Origin of the sequence: Candidatus Amarolinea dominans (assembly GCA_016719785.1) — a bacterium.
Classification (GTDB): Bacteria; Chloroflexota; Anaerolineae; order SSC4; family Amarolineaceae; genus Amarolinea; species Amarolinea dominans.
The window spans coordinates 148,949-169,262 of sequence record JADJYJ010000018.1 but is presented as its reverse complement, the minus strand read 5'-3'; the positions used below and the strand labels follow the sequence as shown (position 1 = coordinate 169,262).

Genomic DNA, 20,314 nt, shown 5'->3' with positions numbered 1-20,314 from the left:
TGGATGACACGGGACGACCTGATTTCATGATGTGACGGTGTCCCGGCAAGGCATGGGCGACGGGTTGGCGTGTCAATTCACGATTTCTTTACGATGACGTGTTACCCTGCTGCAACGTTACTGTGAGCGCACCTGGAGATACCCAACACCATGACCATGCGATCATTCCATAATCACGCCAATCACGCCTATCACGCCTATCTCTTACGTATCTGGCAGGAGAAGACCACCGAGACCCCCGTGTGGCGTTTCAGCCTGGAAGACCCAAGCAGCGGTCAGCGCATCGGCTTTGCCGATCTGGCTGCGCTAACTGCGTTTTTGCTGCAACGGACCTCGGAGACCTGAGATCGGAGATCGGAGACCGGAGATTGAAGACTGGAGACCGGAGACCGGAGGAACTCCCTTCTTCCACGAAACCCGATCTCTGATCTCTGATCCCTGATCTCTGTTCTTAGACCGGAGACCTGAGATCGAAAATCGAACCGCGCTATTTTACCCGATTCGCTGCGTTCCACACAATCTTTCTGGATCCCCCCAACGCCAAGACTCACGCCTGCCCCACCTCATGCCCCAACAACCGTGAAAAACTGAGCACTTTTTGGTCTGGAGAATGAATAGTCGCGGCGGCTATCATATGGTTGGCTTTGGCTGCCTGTTTGTCGGCAGCCGGCCAGAAAATCGGTGCGTACCCACAAACGAGAAGGAGTCAACCATGTCCGCCAAGTCGCTTCGCCTTGACCCGGTCGGTCTCGGTTTTATCACACTCACGAGCACCCTGGTCATCCAACTGTTTCACAACGTTGAGCATGTCATCCAGATGTTTCAGAAATATGCCTGGCATCTCAACCGTTTTCCTGGCCTCCTGGGCCTCTGGTTTGATTTCGAGCTGGTGCATTTTCTCTATAGCCTGGCGTTGTGGGTTGCCCTTTTGGCGACGATCATCCTCTACCGCCGCAATCCCGGCATCTGGCGCGAGAGCCAGGCCGCCGCGCTGGCTCTGCAGTTTGCGCTCTGGTTTCAGGGATACCACGTCCTGGAACATAGTGTGCGTATCTGGCAGTATTTTGGCCTCGGCATGTTGTCGCCCACGCCGGGTATCCTGGGCAATTTCTTCCCCATCCTCGAACTGCATTTCTGGTTCAACAGCATCGTGACCACCGCCCTGATCATTGCCTACATCGGTTTCCGCCCCTGGTGGCGCACGGGAAAAACCCCATATCTCAATCCCCAAATCTCAAGCTGAGAGCGGGATTTTCACGAGGAGGACTTATCATGCGTTATTTGCGTGTTCCGCACGCCCCATTGGCCGAGATTCTCATCGGCGCCCTGTTGTTGGCTACGGTCCTCTTGCTGGCCGTAGTCCTGCGTACGCCCCGCGTAACGGCCTATCGGGCCGCGGCGCCACGACGTCCACGCGGCCGCACCTGGCCAACCGTGATCGGCCTGGCGCTGGTAGTGCCCTTGCTCTGGAGCCTGTTGACCTGGCCGATTTTGCAGCCGTCACGCCACAGCCTGCGCAACTGGCGCGCGGCCGTGCCGGTATGGCTGGTCAACGCCTTTATTTCGGTTGGCTTTGCCCAGGCGCCCCTCGCGCCGATGAAGCCGGACATCAACAGCGACGGTGTCGTGGACATCCAAGACCTTGCGCGCACCAGCGGCTGCTTCATGCACCCACTGACAGACCCCGGTTGTGCAGTCACCGATGTCAACCATGACAATCAAAACAGCGTGCTAGATATCGTGCGCGTGGCCGTCCGTTGGTACCAGCCGTTTACCAGGATCGCCGACAGCAGCCCCACCAACGGCGAAGATGATGTATCCATCACGCGCGAGACCGTCATCCGTTTCAGCGCGCCCATTGACGCCGCGGCCGTCCTCCCTTCCAACTTCTATGCCACTTTCGCCGGCCAGACCCTCAGCGCCCGGCTCTATCTCTCCTCCGACATGAAGACCGTGACCCTCTTTTACGATGATGACCTGCCGGCCAGCGCGCGCGTGCGCGTCACCATCAACGGCGACGCGGTGGCCGACGCGAATGGCTATGCCATGGATGTGCGCGGTAATGGCCTGGCCGGTGGCAGTGGGACAATTGACTTCGACACGCTCTCCCTTTCCACCGTGCCCGGCACGCAGGTGTGCGGCACCGTGTTCGCCTCGGAACTGGGCCTTACACCCAACGGCGAAACGACCGATGTGCCGCTGGCCGGTGTGCGTATCACGGTGGATGGCGCTGAGGCGACCATGCGCGCCGATAGCGCCAACGACGGCGCCTTCTGTCTGAACCCAGCGCCGGCCGGCAGCTTTTTTGTCCACATCGATGGCCGTACCGCCACTGCCACGGTGCCGCCAGGCGCCTATTATCCCTTCGTCGGCAAACAGTGGGCATCGGCGCCGGGGCAGAGCACCAACATTGGCAATATCTATCTGCCGTTGATTGCGCCTGACACCCTGCAGGCCGTCAGCGTCAGCAACCCCACAGCCATCACCTTTCCAGCGGCCGTGATTCAGGCCCACCCCGAACTATCGGGCACGCAGATCACCGTGCCGGCTGATTCCCTCTTCGCCAACAACGGCACGCGCGGCGGTTCCGTGGGCATTGCGCCGGTGCCGCCGGACCGCCTGCCCAGCCCGCTGCCGCCGGAGTTGGACTTCCCGATCGTCATCACCGTGCAGACCAACGGCCCGGAAAACTTCGACGCGCCGGCGCCCATCTGCATGCCCAACCTGCCGCAGCCTAGCACCGGCTTTGCTCCTTTCCCCGGCACCAAGATGGCCCTCTACAGCTTCAACCACGACACCGGTCGTTTCGAGGCCGTCGCGCCCATGACCGTCAGCGCGGATGGCGCCCGCGTCTGCACCGATCCTGGCTATGGCATTGTGGCGCCGGGCTGGCACGGCACGCAGCCAGGCGCACGCGGCAAGGGCGGCCCAATCAAGACGCTGCCGCCCAACAACTGTCCCGGTATCAACCCTTTGACGCAATGTTGCACCTCGGCCGGGCCGGTGCCACGCACCGCGGTTTCCAACCTGGCCGACTGTCCGAACCGTATTCCCAAGCCCACCTACGTGCCGCAGCCCAACGGCTGTGGGCCTGAAGGTTACGGCTACGCGATTCCTGACTGCGCGCCGGTGCTCACAGCCCTGGGAACCGTGTCGTACATCTGCTTTACCGAAGCCTGCAACGCGCACGATGTCTGCTATGGCTCGTGCAATGCCGGCGCCGGCCACAAGAACACCTGCGACGGCAACTTTCAGGACGACATGCGCTTCAAGTGCGACAGCAGCTTCCCCATTGACCCCATCGCCCGCCAGAACTGCTACGCGGCCGCGTCCGTCTACTTCAACGCTGTCAACAAGACCTCGATCGGCAATGATGCTTACAACGCGGGTCAACAGGAAGCGTGCGATTGCTGCGCTTCTGGCTCGCAGGCCGCCGCGGCGGCGCAGACGGAGCGTGTCCCCGTTGCGAACCCGACGGCTGCCTTGCTCAATCAGATCGCGCCGCCGACAGATGCCGGTCAAGAGACTGGAGCGGGCGCTGGTCAAGAGGCTGGGGCGATCAGCGCAGCGCAGCCGCAGTCAGCCGCGGCCAAAATCCTCCTGCGCGTCACATCCCCCGACGCGCCGGCCGTGGTTGACAGCAGTCTCGGCGATCTTTCCACCGGCGTTCATTACTTCGCCATTCGCAACTGGTTCACCGATGTGGTGGTGCAGCGTGGGCGCACCGGCGCCAACGGTATCGCCCATGAAAACCTGAATCTGCAGGCGCGCACCCTCTACCGCCAATACATCCTGCAGCCGTCCACGCTGCTGGTTGGCTTTGCGGATTTCACCACGCCGCTGGACGGCCTGACGATTGACTTGCCGCCAACCTACCTGGGCAATTCCACCGCGGCCGATAGCGACGGCGACGGCTTGAACGATGATGGCGAGTTGGTCATGGGCACCCAAGTCAACAATCCAGACAGCGATGGCGATGGCGTCAACGATGGCGCCGAGGTGCAGCAGGGCACCGACCCCTTGGGCGGCTTGATTGCGCAGACCGGGATCATCGCCACGACCCAGACCCCAGGCCCGGCGGTGGACATCTGTGCGGTCAACGACCTGGTGGCCGTGGCCGAGATGGAGACGGGCGTCTCGATCTTCAACGTCTTCAACAGCATCAATCCGACGATCATGGCGCAGGTCAACACGCCAGGCCAGGCGCAGTCGGTGGCTTGCGGCGACAACAATCTGCTGGCCGTGGCCGATGGCAGCGGCGGTTTGGCCGTGATTGATTTCAGCGACCCGCCGGCCGCGTTCATCAGTCACCAGGTCAACCTGGGGGGCAGTGTGCATGCGGTGGCGAGCGCGGGCAGTCTGGCCTATGCCGGATTGACCAACGGCAATGTGGTCGTGGTAGATATGCAGAGCGGCACGGTCCTGCAAACGATCAGCGCCGGCGCCGCGGCCATCGAAGACCTGTCCACAGAAAAAGAGAACCTGTTTGTGCTGCTCGACAGCCAATTACGCGCCTATAGCGTCGCCCAGGGCATCTTGACCTTCCAGGGCCAAACCGCCACGACGGGCTATGTCGCCGAAGGCATTACCGGCCGTAAGCGCCTGTTTGTCGGCGGTGGCTTTGCCTATGCAACCTCTTACCCCGGCTACGATGTCTTCGATGTCCAGAATCTCGCCTTCCCGGTGCGTGTCGGCAACGCCAGCACTCCTGGGCCGAATTCGTTCAAGCAGATTGTGGCCAATGGCTCCGGTCTGGGCGTGGCCACCGTGGGCGTCAACCCGCGCAACGATGGCACGCACGATCTGTGGCTCTACGATGTGAGCGATCCCACGCGCACCGGCGACCTGCTGACCACGTTTAGCACGCCGGACGTGGCGCGCGCCGTGGCGATCTACAACGGGTTGGCCTATGTCGCGGACAGCGCGGGCGGGATGCACGTCATGAGCTACCTGGCGTATGACACCCAGGGCATTCCGCCCACCATTGCTTTGAGTACTAACTTCGTGTCTGGTCAGGCCGAAGAGGGTAAGGTGATGCGGGTGACGGCTGCTGTCGCGGATGACAGCCAGGTGCGCTCTGTGCAGTTCTACATCAACGACGTGCAGACACAGACAGATGGTAACTTCCCCTTCGAGGTGCGCTTCATCACGCCGCGCATCAACCCGCCGCCGGCGCCAGGCCGACCCGGCCAGCCGCAGGATGCGATCTTCACCCTGCGCGCACGTGCCATTGATACCGGCGGCAATGCCACCTGGAGCGATACCATGACGGTGACGCTGACGGCCGACGCCACCGCGCCGCAAGTGACGCTGGTTGCGCCAGCCAGCAACTCGGTGAACATCCAGGGAGGGGTTAGCGCCGTTGCCGTCACCTTCAGCGAGCCGGTTGACCCTGCATCCCTCACGGCCGCCACCTTCCGCCTGTTCAACGCGGGCAACGATGGTCAGCTTGGCACCGGTGATGATCAACTGGTGAGCGGCGGCGTCATCGAGTACCGCAGCGATGTCAATATGGCCGTGTTGAGCTTCGGCGCTCCCTTGCCGCCGCAACTGTACCGCGTGGATGTCAGCACGGGGGTGACCGACCTCGTGGGTAATGCCCTGGTAGCAGCTTTCAGCTCAACCTTCCGTGTGAATCAGCCGGTGACGTGGGCGTCAGACAACAGCGGCTTCTGGGATGTTGGCAGCAACTGGAGCGGCGGCAGCGCGCCGACCGCCTCAGATTTCGTCATCATCTCACGCCCCAGCGCGGCGATAACGGTAACGGTGCGCTTTGGCGGCGCGACGGCGCGCAGCGTTACCAGTGACGAAACCCTGGAAATCAACGGCGGCGTCCTGACCGTGGCCACGCCTTCGACGAGCGCCGGGCCGGTCAAGGTGAGTGGCGGCACATTGGGCGGCGGCGATTGGGTTCTGCAGAGCGGCCTGGCCTGGAGCGGCGGCACGGTGGACGTTGCGAACGCGCGCATGACCGTCAACGGTGCGGTGAGCATCAGCGGCAGCGCGACCAAATCGTTGTGGCGAGGCACGCTTGATCTGCTGGGCACGACGACCTGGAGCGGCAGCGGCGCCATCAGCCTGTCGAACGGCGCGGTCATCAACAACCAGGCCGGGGCGACGTTCAACGCGGAGGCCGATCAAGTTTTCAACTCCATCCAGCTTGGCGGCGCGTTCAACAACTTCGGCGCTTTCCGCAAACAAAACAGCGCGGGGACGACTACCTTTACCGGTTCGATCGGCTTCAACAACTATGGCAATCTCCAACTGCAGAGCGGAACGCTGGCGATTGCGTCCAACGGCACCCAAACCGGTGACGCGCAACTGAGCGCGGGCACAGTGCTGCAATTTACCGGCGGTACCTACGGACTGAATAATGCCTCGAACATCAGCGGCGGCGATGTCCTCATTAGCAGCGCCACCGTCAACATCAACGGTCAGATCAACGTTCAGAATCTGCGCATGACGGGCGGCGCCCTGGGCGGCAGTGGTACGTTGACCGTCACCCAGAACATGACCTGGACGGCCGGTTCCTGGAACGATAACGGCACGACGGTGATCCCGGTCGGCGCAACGTTGGTCATCAACGGCAGCGTCTCGATCTGGCAGCACACCGTACACAACAAGGGCACGACCATCTGGAGCGGGGCGGGTGACATCAGCATCTCGAACGGTTCGGTGTTCAACAACCTGGCCGGTGCGCTGTTCGAGGCGCAGAACGACCGCACGATCAACTCCATCCAGCTTGGCGGCGCGTTCAACAACGCCGGCGTCTTCCGCAAGCTGAACGGTGCGGGCAACACGACGGTGACGAGCGTCACCTTCAACAACAGCAACCTGGTGCAGGTGCAGAGCGGCACACTGAAGCCGAGCGGCGGGGGCACGAGCAGCGGCGTCTTCAACGTCAGCAGCGGCGCGGTGCTGGATTTCACCAGCAGTCACACCTTGAACAACGCCACCTTCGACGGGCCGGGATTGACGCGGCACAGTAGCGGCACCTTGACCCTGACCGGTCCGGTGACGGCGCAGTTGTGGCACATGACGGGCGGCACCCTGGGCGGCAGCAACACCTTGACCGTCACCCAGAACATGACCTGGACGGCCGGTTCCTGGAACGATAACGGCACGACGGTCATCCCGGTAGGCGCAACGTTGGTCATCAACGGCAGCGTCTCGATCTGGCAGCACACCGTACACAACAGAGGCACGACAACCTGGAGCGGAGCGGGCGACATCAGCATCTCGAACGGTTCGGTGTTCAACAACCTGGCCGGTGCGCTGTTCGAGGCGCAGAACGACCGCACGATCAACTCCATCCAGCTTGGCGGGGTTTTCAACAACGCCGGCGTCTTCCGCAAACTGAGCGGTGCGGGCAACACGACGGTGACGAGCGTCACCTTCAACAACAGCAACCTGGTGCAGGTGCAGAGCGGCACACTGAAGCCGAACGGCGGCGGCAGCAGCAGCGGCGTCTTCAATGTCAGCAGCGGCGCGGTGCTGGATTTCACCAGCAGTCACACCTTGAACAACGCCACCTTCGACGGGCCGGGATTGACGCGGCACAGCAGCGGCACCTTGACCCTGACCGGTCCGGTGACGGCGCAGTTGTGGCACATGACGGGCGGCTCCCTGGGCGGCAGCAACACCTTGACCGTCACCCAGAACATGACCTGGACGGCCGGTTCCTGGAACGATAACGGCACGACGGTCATCCCGGTAGGGGCCAACCTGGTCATCAACGGCAGCGTCTCGATCTGGCAGCACACCGTACACAACAAGGGCACGACAACCTGGAGCGGCGCGAGCGACATCAGCATCTCGAACGGTTCGGTGTTCAACAACCTGGCCGGTGCGCTGTTCGAGGCGCAGAACGACCGCACGATCAACTCCATCCAGCTTGGCGGGGTTTTCAACAACGCCGGCGTCTTCCGCAAGCTGAGCGGTGCGGGCAACACGACGGTGACGAGCGTCACCTTCAATAACAGCGGCAGCGTGGAAGCGCAGAGCGGCACACTGAAGCCGGGCGGCGGGGGCACGAGCAGCGGCGTCTTCGACGTCAGCAGCGGCGCGGTGCTGGATTTCACCAGCAGTCACACCTTGAACAACGCCACCTTCGACGGGCCGGGATTGACGCGGCACAGCAGCGGCACCTTGACCCTGACCGGTCCGGTGACGGCGCAGTTGTGGCACATGACGGGCGGCTCCCTGGGCGGCAGCAACACCTTGACCGTCACCCAGAACATGACCTGGACGGCCGGTTCCTGGAACGATAACGGCACGACGGTCATCCCGGTAGGGGCCAACCTGGTCATCAACGGCAGCGTCTCGATCTGGCAGCACACCGTACACAACAAGGGCACGACCATCTGGAGCGGGGCGGGTGACATCAGCATCTCGAACGGTTCGGTGTTCAACAACCTGGCCGGTGCGCTGTTCGAGGCGCAGAACGACCGCATGATCAACTCCATCCAGCTTGGGGGCGTCTTCAACAACAGCGGCACCTTCCGCAAGCTGAGCGGTACGGGCGATACGACGCTGACGAGCGTCACCTTCAACAACAGCAACCTGGTGCAGGTGCAGAGCGGCACACTGAAGCCGGGCGGCGGGGGCACGAGCAGCGGCGTCTTTGACGTCAGCAGCGGCGCGGTGCTGGATTTCACCAGCAGTCACTCCTTGAACAACGCCACCTTCGACGGGCCAGGATTGACGCGGCACAGTAGCGGCACCTTGACCCTGACCGGTCCGGTGACGGCGCAGTTGTGGCACATGACGGGCGGCACCCTGGGCGGCAGCAACACCTTGACCGTCACCCAGAACATGACCTGGACGGCCGGTTCCTGGAACGATAACGGCACGACGGTGATCCCGGTCGGCGCAACGTTGGTCATCAATGGCAGCGTCTCGATCTGGCAACACACCGTACACAACAAGGGCACGACCATCTGGAGCGGCGCGAGCGACATCAGCATCTCGAACGGTTCGGTGTTCAACAACCTGGCCGGTGCGCTGTTTGAGGCGCAGAACGACCGCACGATCAACTCCATCCAGGCTGGCGGGGTTTTCAACAACGCCGGCGTCTTCCGCAAGCTGAACGGTGCGGGCAACACGACGGTGACGAGCGTCACCTTCAACAACAGCGGCAGCGTGGAAGCGCTCAGCGGGACGTTGGGTTTTGTGGGCGGCTACAGTCAGAGCGCCGGCAGCCTGACCCTCGGCGGCGGCAATGTGCAGGCCAATGGAACGCTGGCCCTGAACGGAGGCAGTCTCAACGGCGTGGGGACGGTCACAGCGAATGTCAGCAACAGCGGGCAAATCGCCCCAGGCAACGGCGGCGCCGGCGCCCTGGCGATCGTGGGCGCCTACACGCAGGCGGCCGGTGGCACGCTCAATATCGAACTGGGCGGCCTGACCGCGGGCAGCCAACACGATCAGTTGACCGTCAGCGGCGCGGTCACGCTCAACGGCACGCTCAACGTGACCCTGATCAACGGCTTCAGCCCGGCGGTCAACGACAACTTCATCGTGCTGATCTATGCCTCGCGCAGCGGCACGTTCAGCGCCATCGCCGGCAACGGCAACACCTACAGCCCCCTCTACAACGCCGGCAATCTGACGCTGGTGGCGCAGTAACTGCGGCGCAGGGGTGCGCTGGTGACGCGATTGGAAGTGACCGGCACTTCAGTGTGCGCAACGTGCAGGTTGGTTGCGCGGCGAAGTGCCGGTCTGCTGGCGGGCGGGATGCAGCCACGAGTTGGCATTGGACAGCGGAGAAATTCTCATTGCTCAGCGCCGCGCGCCAGGGCTGCTGACACCGCTCACAGCGCCGCCCGGCCGCGCCAATGGCGTCAGGCGCACGGCGCACACTTTGTAATCGGGAATTTTCGCCAGCGGATCGAGATCGTGCAGGGTCAACTCATTGGCCGCGGCTTCGGCAAAGTGAAAGGGCAAGAAGACCGTCCCTTGCGGCGAACGCCCCGTCACCAACACCTTGCACTCGACACGCCCGCGCCGCGACTTGAGTTCCACCCACGCCCCTGAGCTAACCGCCAGCGCCAGCGCATCATCGGGATGCACCTCAACCACCGCCTCCGGGTAGATCTCGTCCAGCTTCGAGCGCCGCGTCATCGTGCCGCCATGCCAGTGGAAGAGCACGCGCCCCGTGGACAGAATCAGCGGGTAGTCTGGGTCCGGCAGCTCGTGCGGCTGCAGGAAGTCGAGGCTGTGGAATTTACCGCGGCCGCGCGGAAAGCTCTCGGCAAAAAGGTAGGGCGAGCCAGGGTGATCGGGCGTGGGGCAGGGCCAGTGGACGCCGCCCTCCGCCTCCAACCGGCCGTAGCTGATGCCCTGGAAAGGCGGGGTCAAGCGCGCCATCTCCTGCCAGATGGCCTCCGGATGGTCGTAGGCGTAGGAGGACAGCGCGCCCAGGGCCAGGTCCGCCACCGCGGTCGGTGCGGCCGCCGGCAGAGCGCCGCCGGGCAGACCTGGCGCCGCGCCCAGCGCATGCAGTTGCTGCGCCACGCGGCCGGCCAGATCGCAGACGATCTCCCAATCGGCCCGCGCCGTGCCGATCGGCTTGATCGCGGCGCGCACCCGTTGCACGCGGCGATCCGAGTTGGTGAAGGTGCCTTCTTTTTCGGCAAAGCTGGTGGCCGGCAGGATGATGTCGGCGTAGGCGCAGGTTTCGTTGAAGAAGATGTCCTGGCAGACGATCAGATTCAGGTTCTCCAGGCAGTGCCGCGCATGAGCCAGGTTCGGCTCGCTCATCAGCGGGTTTTCACCCATCACGTAGAAGGCGCGCAGCGCACCGCTGCCCGCGCCGTCCACCATCTCCGGCGTGGCAAGCCCTGGCTGTGGGTTGAGGGGCGCGCCCCAGGCCCAGGCAAACTTCGCACGGATGGCGGGGTCATCCACACGCTGATAGCCGGGAAAGACGTTGAAAAGCCCGCCGGCGTCCGAGCAGCCCTGCACATTGTTCTGCCCGCGCAGTGGGTTGAGGCCGGCGCCCTCTGCGCCCAGATGACCGCACATCAACGCCAGGTTCGCCAGCGCCAGCGCGTTGTCGGTGCCATGCGTGCTCTGACTGATGCCCATGCCCCAGTAGATCGCGGCCCGCTCAGCCTGCGCATAGAGCCGCGCCGCCTTGATGATGTCCGCGGCCGGCACGCCGGTCATCTCTTGAGCATAGGCCGGCGTCCAGCGTTCCAGGCTCTCGATATAGTCCGCAAAGCCTTCGGTGCGCGTGCGGATGAAATCGGCGTCGTACCATGCCTCGCGCACGATGACATGCGCCAGCGCCTGCCACAGGATCACATCGGTGCCCGGCTTCTGGCGCAGCCACACCTCGGCGAAATCGGCCAGCTCAATGTGACGCGGATCGGCCACGATCAGATGTGCGCCGTTTTTGCGCACCGCCTGCTTGAGGAAGGTGGCGATGACCGGGTGGGTTTCGGTGGTGTTCGAGCCGGTGACGATGAAACACTCCAAAGTGGGCATCTCTGCAATCGAGTTCGACATGGCCGAGGAGCCAAGCGCCATCTGCAGGCCGGTGACAGATCCAGCGTGACAGAGCCGCGCGCAGTGATCCACGTTGTTCGTGCCCAGCAGTTGACGCATGAGCTTTTGGAAGACATAGTTGTCTTCGTTGGTGGCCTTGGCCGAACAAAGCCCGGCAATGGCATCGCCGCCATGCTGCACCTTGATCGCGATCAGCCGCTGCGCGACCAAGTCGAGCGCGGCGTCCCAGGTCAGCGGGCGAAAGCCATCCAGGTCAAGCGGGCCTCGACGGACGCGCCCGGCCTGGATGTCGGCGTAGTCGTGACGGATCAGCGGAGTGGTCAGGCGGCTGGGATGGTAGACAAAGTCCATGCCAAAACGCCCCTTGACGCACAGGCGGCCGTAGTTGGGCGCTGTGTCGTGCGGCGCATTCACGCGGAAGATCACCTGCTCGGCGTTGACGTGCAGATTGACCTGGCAGCCCACGCCGCAGTAGGCGCAGGTGGAACGGGTGACATGGTCGGCTATCATTTGGTCTCCTCCTGACTCTACTGCTGGTAGGAAATTGAACCGCCAAGACGCGAAGGACGCCAAGGATCTCTTATCGTCGCGCGCGGAGACGTCTACACACGGCGGCTAGGTTTCTGGTTTGTCGCTTCGCCTGGGCTTGGGTTTGCGGCTTTGCCACGCCAGCCCCTGGTCGAGCAGCCATTCCTGTTTGCCCTTGAGCGCGCCGGTTGGGCACACCTCCACGCAGTTGCCGCAGAAGACGCAGGTCGTGTCGGGCATCGGCGCGTTGAAAAAGGTGGTGATGGACGTATGAAAGCCGCGCTCGCCCAGGGTGAGGGCAAAGGTGTTTTGCACATCATCGGCGCAGACCTGCACGCAGCGCCAACAGAGGATGCACTTGCTGTAGTCACGCACATAGAAGGGATTGTCGTCTTCGAAGGCCGCGTCGCGGCGCTCGCCGCCGGCGAAACGGGTCGGGTCCGCGCCAAAACGGGCGCTATAGGTTGCGATCTGCGGCGCTTCGGAGCAATCCACGGTCGAATGAAGCAGTTCCAGGATCACCTTGCGCGCGCGTCGCACGCGCGGGGTGTCCGTTTGCACCTCCAACCCTTCCACGCAGGGCGCGACGCAGGCCGGGATCAGGGTGCGGCCGCGTGTCGGTTCCACCACGCACATGCGGCAGACCGCGTTGGGCGTCAGGTTGGGGTGGTAGCACAGAGTGGGGATGTCCACGCCAATCTCGACCGCCGCGGCCAACACCGTCGTGCCGGCGGGTACGGTCAGCGCGTGACCGTCAATGACAACGCCGACCGTCGCAGGTACAGACGAATTGTTCATCTACTCCCCTTCGCCGACCGGCTCCCAGGACGAGGTGTAGACCAGCCGCGCCACGCTGTCCCAATAGATTGGTTTTTCATGCCGCAGCAGGTCCAGGATGAAATTGGCAGAAGTCAGCGGCAGATTGCTGATCGTCGCCAGTGAGCCGCTGTCGAGCAGCAGGCGAATCTCCGCCTTGTCGCTGCCCGCCTGATGCCAGACGCTGTAGTTATGAACTTGATTGAGTGCCATGATCCCCTTCCTTCATCGAACTCTCCACTCTCCCCTCACTCCCCACTCTCCTCATTTACTCCCACCCCGATCTCCGATCTCCGATCTCCAATCTCCGATCTCCGATCTCCGATCTCCGATCTCCTCAAATCCCAGCCTCTCCGGCGCGGTGTAGGCGCGTAGGCCGCCGGTGCGGACATACCCCACCAGGGTGATGTTCCAGGCGTGTGCCAACTCGATAGACAGAGCCGTCGGCGAGGTGCGGCTGGCTACGATGGCGATGCGCATCTTGGCTGCTTTGTTGAGCATTTCTGAGCTGATGCGGCCCGTGGAGAGCAAAATCAGATCGTCTGTCGGCTGACGACGGCGCAGGCACTGCCCCCACAGGCGATCCACCGTGTTGTGGCGTCCCACATCCTGCGCCGCCATCAGCACCTGGTCGCCATCGCTCAGCCCGCTGGTGTGAATGCCACGCGCAGTCCGATAGAGCACGGCGGCCTCCTGCAGTTCGCTCATCAGGCGTATGAGCTGCTCCGGCGCCAACTGGCGAGCGGATGTCAGCGGCGCCTGCTGCTCGGCCAGGTCATCGAAGGTGACGCCGCCGCCGCAACCGGAGGTGATGATGACGCGTCGCGGCGGCTCGAAATTGGCGTTACGCAGCCACACGTCCACGCAGGTGCCGCTGGGGCAGATCGTGACCAGACGCACATCGTCCATGGATTGGATGATGCCTTCGGCGCGCAGGAAGCCGAGCGCGAGGGTGTCCTGTTCGAACGGCGAACACATCAGCGTCGCCAGTTCCAGGCCGTTGACATGCAGGCGCAGGAATTCTTCGCCCGGCGCCGCGCCATCTATCACCCGCCAGCTTCCCCGCTCATACGCGGCGTAGCTACAATTGACCAGTCCATCCATCAGTTTGTCTGATTTCCATTTGTCTTGATTCAACCGCCGAACAGTTCCACCGCGCTCAAGATCGCACCAGAGGCGGTTTGTCCCAGGCCGCAGAGCGACGCGTCACGCATTGCGCCCGCCAGGTCATCCAGGTCAAGCCGATCGTGGGGGCGCGCCTGGCTGGTGCGCAGGCGTTCGACGATCTCGACCTGGCGCTGGGTTCCCATCTGACAGGGATAGCACTTGCCGCACGACTCATGGGCAAAGAAGTGGGCCACGCGCCTGACCACTTCCCAGGGGGCCACGCGATCATCCAGCACCATCACCGCGCCAGAACCGAGCGTGGCGCCAATTTCACGCAGCGACTGCCAGTCGAGGGCCACGTCGAAATGGGCCGCGCTGACGAAGGCGCCGGCCGCGCCGCCCAGGAGCACGCTGGTGATGCGGCGGTCGGGCAGCGGCCCGCCGGCCTGATCGAAGAGCAGATGGCGCAAGGAGCGTCCCAGCGGCAGTTCGTAGAGGCCCGGGCGCTGCACACAGCCGCTGACGCCGAAGAGCTTGGTGCCCGGCGATTGCGCGGTGCCGTACTGACGCAGCCAGCCAGGGCCGTGGCGCACGATGGGCGGGATGTTGAAGAAGGTCTCGACGTTGTTGATGACCGTGGGTTTGCCAAAGAGGCCCACCTGCACCGGAAACGGCGGCTTGATGCGGGGCATCCCGCGCTTGCCTTCGATGGACTCGAAGAGCGCGGTCTCTTCGCCGCAGATGTACGCGCCCGCGCCCAGGCGCAGCTCGATGTCGAAGTGACTACCCAACAGATGATGGCCCAGGTAACCGGCCTCGCGGCAGCGGGCCAGTGCGTTTTCCAGCAGCGGCGCCAGGTAGCCGTACTCGCCGCGCAGGTAGATGTAACCGCTCACCTCGCCTTGCCCCTGAATCGCGTAGGCGGTCAGCGCCATCGCCTCGAGCAGGCGGAAGGGGTCGCCTTGCAGCAAAATGCGGTCCTTGAAGGTGCCTGGCTCGCTCTCGTCCGCGTTGCACACCACCATCTTGGGCGTGGCCGGCTCGTCCGCGGCGCTGCGCCATTTGACCCCGGTGGGAAAGGCGGCGCCGCCGCGGCCCACCAGGCCCGACGCCTCGACCGCCTGCACGACTGCGGCCGGCGTCATGGCGCCCAGGGCCTGGCGCAGGGCCGCAAATCCGCCGCGCTGCTCATGGTCCGCCAGGCTCCAGGGATCAACCCGGCCCACATGGTCCGCCAGCACCACGTCACCGAGCACCGGCGCCGGGGGAGCGGTTTCAACAGCAGCGGGCAAGACATCGGCGTCACGATCCGAGGCCAACCAGGAGAGCAGGGCAGCGGCGGGCAGCGGCGTCTCATCCAGCAAGACCGCCGGCGCGTCGGTGCAACGGCCCAGGCAGGGCATCAACTCCAGGGTGAACGCGCCGTCGGGCGTGGTATCGCCATGCTGGCGCAGGCCGGTGTGGGTGGCGATGGCGTCGCGCAACGACTCGCTGTTGGTCGGCTGAGCCAGATAGCAAGCGATGTCATCGCACACGCGCAGCAGGCGGCGGCCATGTGGCTGGCTGTAGAGCATGGTGTAGAAGTCAATGACGCCGTAGATGTCGGCCAGGGGCACGGCCAGCGCGGCGCCGACGCGGGTCACAAGATCAGGTGAGAGCCAGCCGTGGGCGCGCTGCACGGCCAGCAGACAGGGCAGCAGGTAAGCGCGGCCCTTGCCCTGGAAAGACGCCAGGACAGACGCCACAGATTCGGAAGGGGAGAGCGCGGAAACAGGCATCGTCGGTCTTCCTGATGATGGGATTGGCACGGCAAGGAGGGGATTATACCCGCATTGGCGGTGGTTTGCAAGAGGGGCACGAGATGAGCCCGACGTGAGTCTCGCCACCGGATGAATCAATCACCGACGCCAGCTCGTGTCTGAGTGTTGATCAGGCCCCACTCGCCGCGCGGCGGGGCCCGGGGCGGGGCCGCCCCCCGGGCCGGGGGGCGGGGCCCGGGCCCCGGGCGGCGCCGCCGCCCCCCCCCCCGCCCCCCCCCCCCCCCCCCGCGGGGGGCCGCGGGCGCGGGGGGGCGCGCGGGGGCGCGGGAGGGGGGGGGTTGGCGCCCGCCGGGGGTGCGCGCCCCCCCCCCGAGCCCCACCCGCCAGCATCTGCCGGCCCCGAGGCATCCCGGGGCACGAGGCGGGGCCGGCGTGAGTCTCACCATCAGTTGGATCAATCTCTCGGCCCCACCTCATGCCCAACGGGTCTAGCGCGTACTACGGCGGCGCAGGAGGGCGGCCGCAGCGGTCAGTGTCACCAGGGCCAGGGCCATGAGCGGCCAGGCGCTGACGGGGCTGGGTGCTGAGCCGCTGTCGAGGCTGCTCAGCTCGACGCCGGTCGGGGAGCCGGGCGTGGGCGTCGCGGTGGGGGTGACGGTCGCCGTTGGCGGAACCGGCGTGTCGGTCGGCGTCGCGGTGGGCGGCGCAGAAGTGGCCGTCGGCGTGGCCGTGGGTACCGCGCCGCACGATCCGGTCTGGATGTCCAGCGACCAACTGTTGAGGCTGCCACCGTCGAGGTTGGCGTCGTCCGAGATGGTCACCAGCCATTCGCCGTTGGGGTCTTCGCCGATGAAGGCGGCGAACGCCTCCTCAGGCACGAGCGGCGAGGCCAGGGTCAGGTTGACGTACAACTGATCGGTCACCAGGCCGTTGTTGTTGGTATAGGGCACCTGACCACCGGGGTTGGCGTCGTCATCCCACAGCGTGCCCAGGAACACATGGTCGAAACTGCTCCCATTGTCGCTGGAGAAGGTGACGATGGTGCCCTGCGGCGAACGCAGCGTCATGTCCAGGTCGCCGTTGAAGGTGTGCGAGATGAAGGTGGTCATGTTCAAGTCGGTCAGGAAGGTCGGCAGGCCGCTGACCATGATGGACGAGGTCACGACAGGCGTGCCCGTCGCGGTGATGGCAACCGGCGTCGAATTGGAGCTTGCGGCGCTCGCCGTGCTCGGCGCGGCGTCCAGCGAGGTCACTTGCAGCGTCCAACTGTTGAGGCTGCCGCCGTCGACCGACGCGTCGTCGGAGATGGTCAGCGTCCAAACACCGTTGGGGTCCTCGCCGATGAAGGCGCCGAACGCTTCTTCGATCACCAGCGGCGAGGCGGTGACGAGATTGACGTACAGCTGATCGTTCACCAGGCCGTTGTTGTTCACGTACGGCACCTGGCCGCCGGGGTTGGCGTCGTCATCCCACACCGTGCCGGCGAAGCCATTGTCATTCGTACCGCCGTTGTCGGTGCTGAGAGTGACAATCGTTCCCTGCGGCGATTGCAGGGTGATGTCCAGGTTGCCGTTGTTGGTGTGGCTGATGTTCGTGGTCAGGTTGATGTCCCACAGATACGGCGCCGCGCCGACCACGGTCAGCGTGGAGGACACCACCGTGGCTGCGGTGGACGCAATGGTGACCGGGGTGTTGTTGGTGAAGTCCAGTGTGGACGCGGTGCAGACCGGCGGCGCCGGCGGGATGACGCCGACGATCGCTGTCGGGGTGTTGGTCGGTGTAGGCGTGGGCGGCACGGACGTGTTGGTCGGCGTAGCCGTCGCCGGCTCAGGAGTCGCAGTGTCGGTCGGGGTGGCCGTCGCCGGCTCAGGAGTCGCGGTGTCGGTTGGGGTGGCCGTCGCCGGCTCAGGAGTCGCAGTGTCGGTCGGGGTGGCCGTCGCCGGCTCAGGAGTCGCGGTGTCAGTTGGGGTGGCCGTGGGCGGGACACTGGTTTCGGTCTGCACACACCACTCGACTAGAACGCCGGTATCGCCGCCGGCCGCATCCACGGCGGTGATGGTCCACGCGCCGCTCTGGTCCATGCCGTCGAACGCGCTCAGGGCGTTGTTGGGAATGAACGTGCCGTTGATCGTCGGCACGCTGGCCGCGCACTCATCCTCCACAGGCGTCGCGGCTTCATCGTCCAGGGTGGCCGTGATGTTGTCGCCGGAGCAGCCGAACGTGCTGAGCGGTACGCCAGGGCGATCAATCACGGTGACGCTGGTGGCGTTGTGAGTCACGGCAAAGCTCGTGTCGCCCACCCAGGTGTGGGTCGCGCGCACGAAGACATTGACATCGTTCAGTGTGCCGGTTGAACCGACATTCAAGGTGTCGCTGACGCCGGTCGGGTTATTGTCCGGAATCGCAACGTTGGGCGTGCTGCAGGTGAAGCCTGCTGGCACAGGGGTCGCCGTGGGGGTATTAGTCGGGGTCGGAGTATCGGTGGGCGTAGGCGTCACGGTAGGCGTCACAGTCGGCGTGAAGGTCGCGCCGGCCGGCTGACAGGCTGTCACGCTGACGTCGTCCACGGCCAGACCGGCATACTGGCCGCTGGTGTCCGTGTCGAGATGGAAGACCAGCTCGGTGTTCAGGCCGGCGTAGCTGCTCAAGTCGCGCTGCCGGGTTCCCCAACCGGCCGACTCCTGGATCGTGACGGCGCCGACGCCCGTTGTCATGGTGGCGCCGTACCACTCCCACAGGCGGGACGGGTTGGCGCCGCCCACCTCGCGGAAATCCACATAGGCATGGTCGTAGGAGGCCGATTCGATCTGGTACTTCTGGCTCCAGGTGACGACGACCGGCCCTACCAGGCCCGCCAGGCTAATGTTGGGCGAAACCAGGTCCTGATTGCTGCTGACGTTGTAAAGGCCGGTGAGGTTAGTCTTCCAGCAGTTGACGCCGCCGTTACAGGTGTTGATGGGCGCCGCGGTGGGGCTGCCCCAGGCCCAGGCGTCGGCCGTGCCGGAGTGAGTGAAGCCGCCGTCCGTAGCTTCGAAATCGGAACTGTAGACCGTGACCGGGGTGGTGCCGCCCGGACAAACCGGCGGCGGCGTCGGCTCGCACACCCGCATGCTCCAGCCCAGCAGGGTGCCACCGTTGGTGTTGGCCGTATCATCGGTCAGCTTGAGCGTCCAGGCCCCGCCCGCGTCCTGACCGTCGAACCAATCGAGACGGTAGACATACTCAGGCTCGAAGGCCGGGCCGGGCTGAAGCAAATAGACCGCAATCGGGATGGCTGCTTCGTCGTCCAGCGTGGTGGTCATGGTAACGAAGACGCCGGCGGTGGATTGACCCACATCCGTGAAGAGGCCGACTTCGTTGCCGCCGGGCGCCATCAGGGTCACATCCAGTTCAGTCATGACGGTGTGCGTCAGTTCGACAGTCACGTTCAAGTCGGCGATGCGCGGATTGCCCGGCACGGTGATCGTGGAGGATGCGGTCGTCGCGCCAGGGCCGAGCGCCTTAGGCACATCGGTGCTGGTGTAGGTGGTGCAGGTCTCCGGGGCGGCCGGATGCACGGAGACGCTCAGGTTATAGTCGCCGAAGGTGGTGCCGCCGGCGGGTACGCCGACCCAGATGTAGTAGGTGCCGGTCTCGCGGACGGTCATGAAGTGGGCTTCGGACAGGGGATTGGTGGCTGAGCCAACGCTGGCATCATTGACCGTCAGGTAGTAGTTGCTGAACAGGCCGATACCCAGGGAGCCGTTCCACTGCGTGTTGTCGCGCGTGGGATCCAGGTCGAGACTGGCGTAGATGGTGTCCCCTGCGTTCAGGGCGAGAGAGAACCAGTCGGCATCGGTGGCGCTGCTGGTGGTGCCGGTCATCCAACCGAAGGCGGGCAAGGCGTTGGCGGTGCCCGGGGTGTCATTGGGCTCAACTTCGGCTGTGGGGCTGCCGCTCTGCACTCTGACATGCAGGTGATAGGGGCGCAGGTGGTTGGTGGCGCTGAAATGTTTGACCTGCAGAAAATAGGCGCCGCCGCTGACAATGTTGGCGCCGGCAATCGTGGACGATGACGAGCCAAGCGAGCCATCGTTGTCGTCGGTCTCGACCACCGTCGTTCCATCGCTGGCAAACAGGGTCAACACGCTGTCGGTGGAGGCGTTGGACGAGAAGCTGGTCATGACCGCGGCGTAGACGCGATCGCCGGCATTGGCCGTGAAGGAGAAGTAGTCCAGGTCGCCATTGGGGAAAACGGCGCCCCAGACGACACCGTCGTTACTGGCAAGGGCCGTGGCGGTGGCGGCGGTGTTGTTCGGCTCGACTTCGGCCTGAAGGGCCTGATCGAGCGGCTGGTAGGGTGCAAACTGGGAGCCGTAGACGCCATCCGGCGTCTTGCCCTCATCAACATCGTCCTGGGGGATCAGTTCGATGGCTTTGGGCGGCTCGGCTTGCGTTGGCAATGGCGCCTGGTCGGGCGCGGCGTTGGTTCGGGCCAGTGCCAGGCTGCCGGGAATGGCAACGGCAAGCAGCAGGCCCACAATGAGCAACAGACGGAGAGTACGCGGTGCATGCATGAGATGGTTCCTCCTAAACAACGACCCTTGACGGGA

Annotated in this window: 9 protein-coding genes; 3 read left to right on the top strand and 6 right to left on the bottom strand. The window is 64.5% G+C overall.

Features of this window, described 5'->3' with window-relative positions; genetic code table 11:
* The first annotated feature begins 150 nt into the window (after window positions 1-150).
* The 3 genes from IPM84_18535 (at window position 151) to IPM84_18525 (ending at window position 9,627) form a co-directional block, all read left to right on the top strand.
* On the top strand, window positions 151-345 hold the full coding sequence (locus IPM84_18535; protein ID MBK9094725.1) for a hypothetical protein: 195 nt from the start codon (window positions 151-153) through the stop codon (window positions 343-345).
* 367 nt (window positions 346-712) lie between these two features.
* Complete coding sequence (locus IPM84_18530) at window positions 713-1,243, top strand: hypothetical protein (GenBank protein MBK9094724.1); 531 nt, start codon at window positions 713-715, stop codon at window positions 1,241-1,243.
* Between the two features lie 29 nt (window positions 1,244-1,272).
* On the top strand, window positions 1,273-9,627 hold the full coding sequence (locus tag IPM84_18525) for an Ig-like domain-containing protein (protein MBK9094723.1): 8,355 nt from the start codon (window positions 1,273-1,275) through the stop codon (window positions 9,625-9,627).
* A gap of 153 nt (window positions 9,628-9,780) precedes the next feature.
* Here the strand turns inward: IPM84_18525 and IPM84_18520 are convergent, their stop codons facing one another.
* The 6 genes from IPM84_18520 to IPM84_18495 form a co-directional block, all read right to left on the bottom strand.
* Window positions 9,781-12,021 (bottom strand): molybdopterin-dependent oxidoreductase, encoded by a 2,241-nt coding sequence (locus IPM84_18520; GenBank protein MBK9094722.1) that lies wholly within the window; start codon window positions 12,019-12,021, stop codon window positions 9,781-9,783.
* Window positions 12,022-12,126: 105 nt separating this feature from the next.
* Window positions 12,127-12,837, bottom strand: coding sequence for a (2Fe-2S)-binding protein (locus tag IPM84_18515; protein MBK9094721.1), 711 nt, complete (start codon window positions 12,835-12,837; stop codon window positions 12,127-12,129).
* The gene (locus IPM84_18510) at window positions 12,838-13,068 is read right to left on the bottom strand and encodes a hypothetical protein (GenBank protein MBK9094720.1); all 231 of its coding nucleotides are present in this window, start codon (window positions 13,066-13,068) and stop codon (window positions 12,838-12,840) included. It lies immediately after the preceding gene.
* 51 nt (window positions 13,069-13,119) lie between these two features.
* Window positions 13,120-13,959, bottom strand: coding sequence for a formate dehydrogenase accessory sulfurtransferase FdhD (gene fdhD, locus IPM84_18505; GenBank protein ID MBK9094719.1), 840 nt, complete (start codon window positions 13,957-13,959; stop codon window positions 13,120-13,122).
* 29 nt (window positions 13,960-13,988) lie between these two features.
* Window positions 13,989-15,740 (bottom strand): NAD(P)H-dependent oxidoreductase subunit E, encoded by a 1,752-nt coding sequence (locus IPM84_18500; GenBank protein MBK9094718.1) that lies wholly within the window; start codon window positions 15,738-15,740, stop codon window positions 13,989-13,991.
* 470 nt (window positions 15,741-16,210) lie between these two features.
* The gene (locus IPM84_18495; GenBank protein MBK9094717.1) at window positions 16,211-20,278 is read right to left on the bottom strand and encodes a proprotein convertase P-domain-containing protein; all 4,068 of its coding nucleotides are present in this window, start codon (window positions 20,276-20,278) and stop codon (window positions 16,211-16,213) included.
* Window positions 20,279-20,314: the final 36 nt, after the last annotated feature.

Bases quoted from the DNA above. Each gene is read 5' to 3' on its own strand.
- IPM84_18535 (MBK9094725.1), top strand. From the start codon at position 151: ATGACCATGCGATCATTCCATAATCACGCCAATCACGCCTATCACGCC.
- IPM84_18530 (MBK9094724.1), top strand. From the start codon at position 713: ATGTCCGCCAAGTCGCTTCGCCTTGACCCGGTCGGTCTCGGTTTTATC.
- IPM84_18525 (MBK9094723.1), top strand. From the start codon at position 1,273: ATGCGTTATTTGCGTGTTCCGCACGCCCCATTGGCCGAGATTCTCATC.
- IPM84_18520 (MBK9094722.1), bottom strand. From the start codon at position 12,021: ATGATAGCCGACCATGTCACCCGTTCCACCTGCGCCTACTGCGGCGTG.
- IPM84_18515 (MBK9094721.1), bottom strand. From the start codon at position 12,837: ATGAACAATTCGTCTGTACCTGCGACGGTCGGCGTTGTCATTGACGGT.
- IPM84_18510 (MBK9094720.1), bottom strand. From the start codon at position 13,068: ATGGCACTCAATCAAGTTCATAACTACAGCGTCTGGCATCAGGCGGGC.
- fdhD (MBK9094719.1), bottom strand. From the start codon at position 13,959: ATGGATGGACTGGTCAATTGTAGCTACGCCGCGTATGAGCGGGGAAGC.
- IPM84_18500 (MBK9094718.1), bottom strand. From the start codon at position 15,740: ATGCCTGTTTCCGCGCTCTCCCCTTCCGAATCTGTGGCGTCTGTCCTG.
- IPM84_18495 (MBK9094717.1), bottom strand. From the start codon at position 20,278: ATGCATGCACCGCGTACTCTCCGTCTGTTGCTCATTGTGGGCCTGCTG.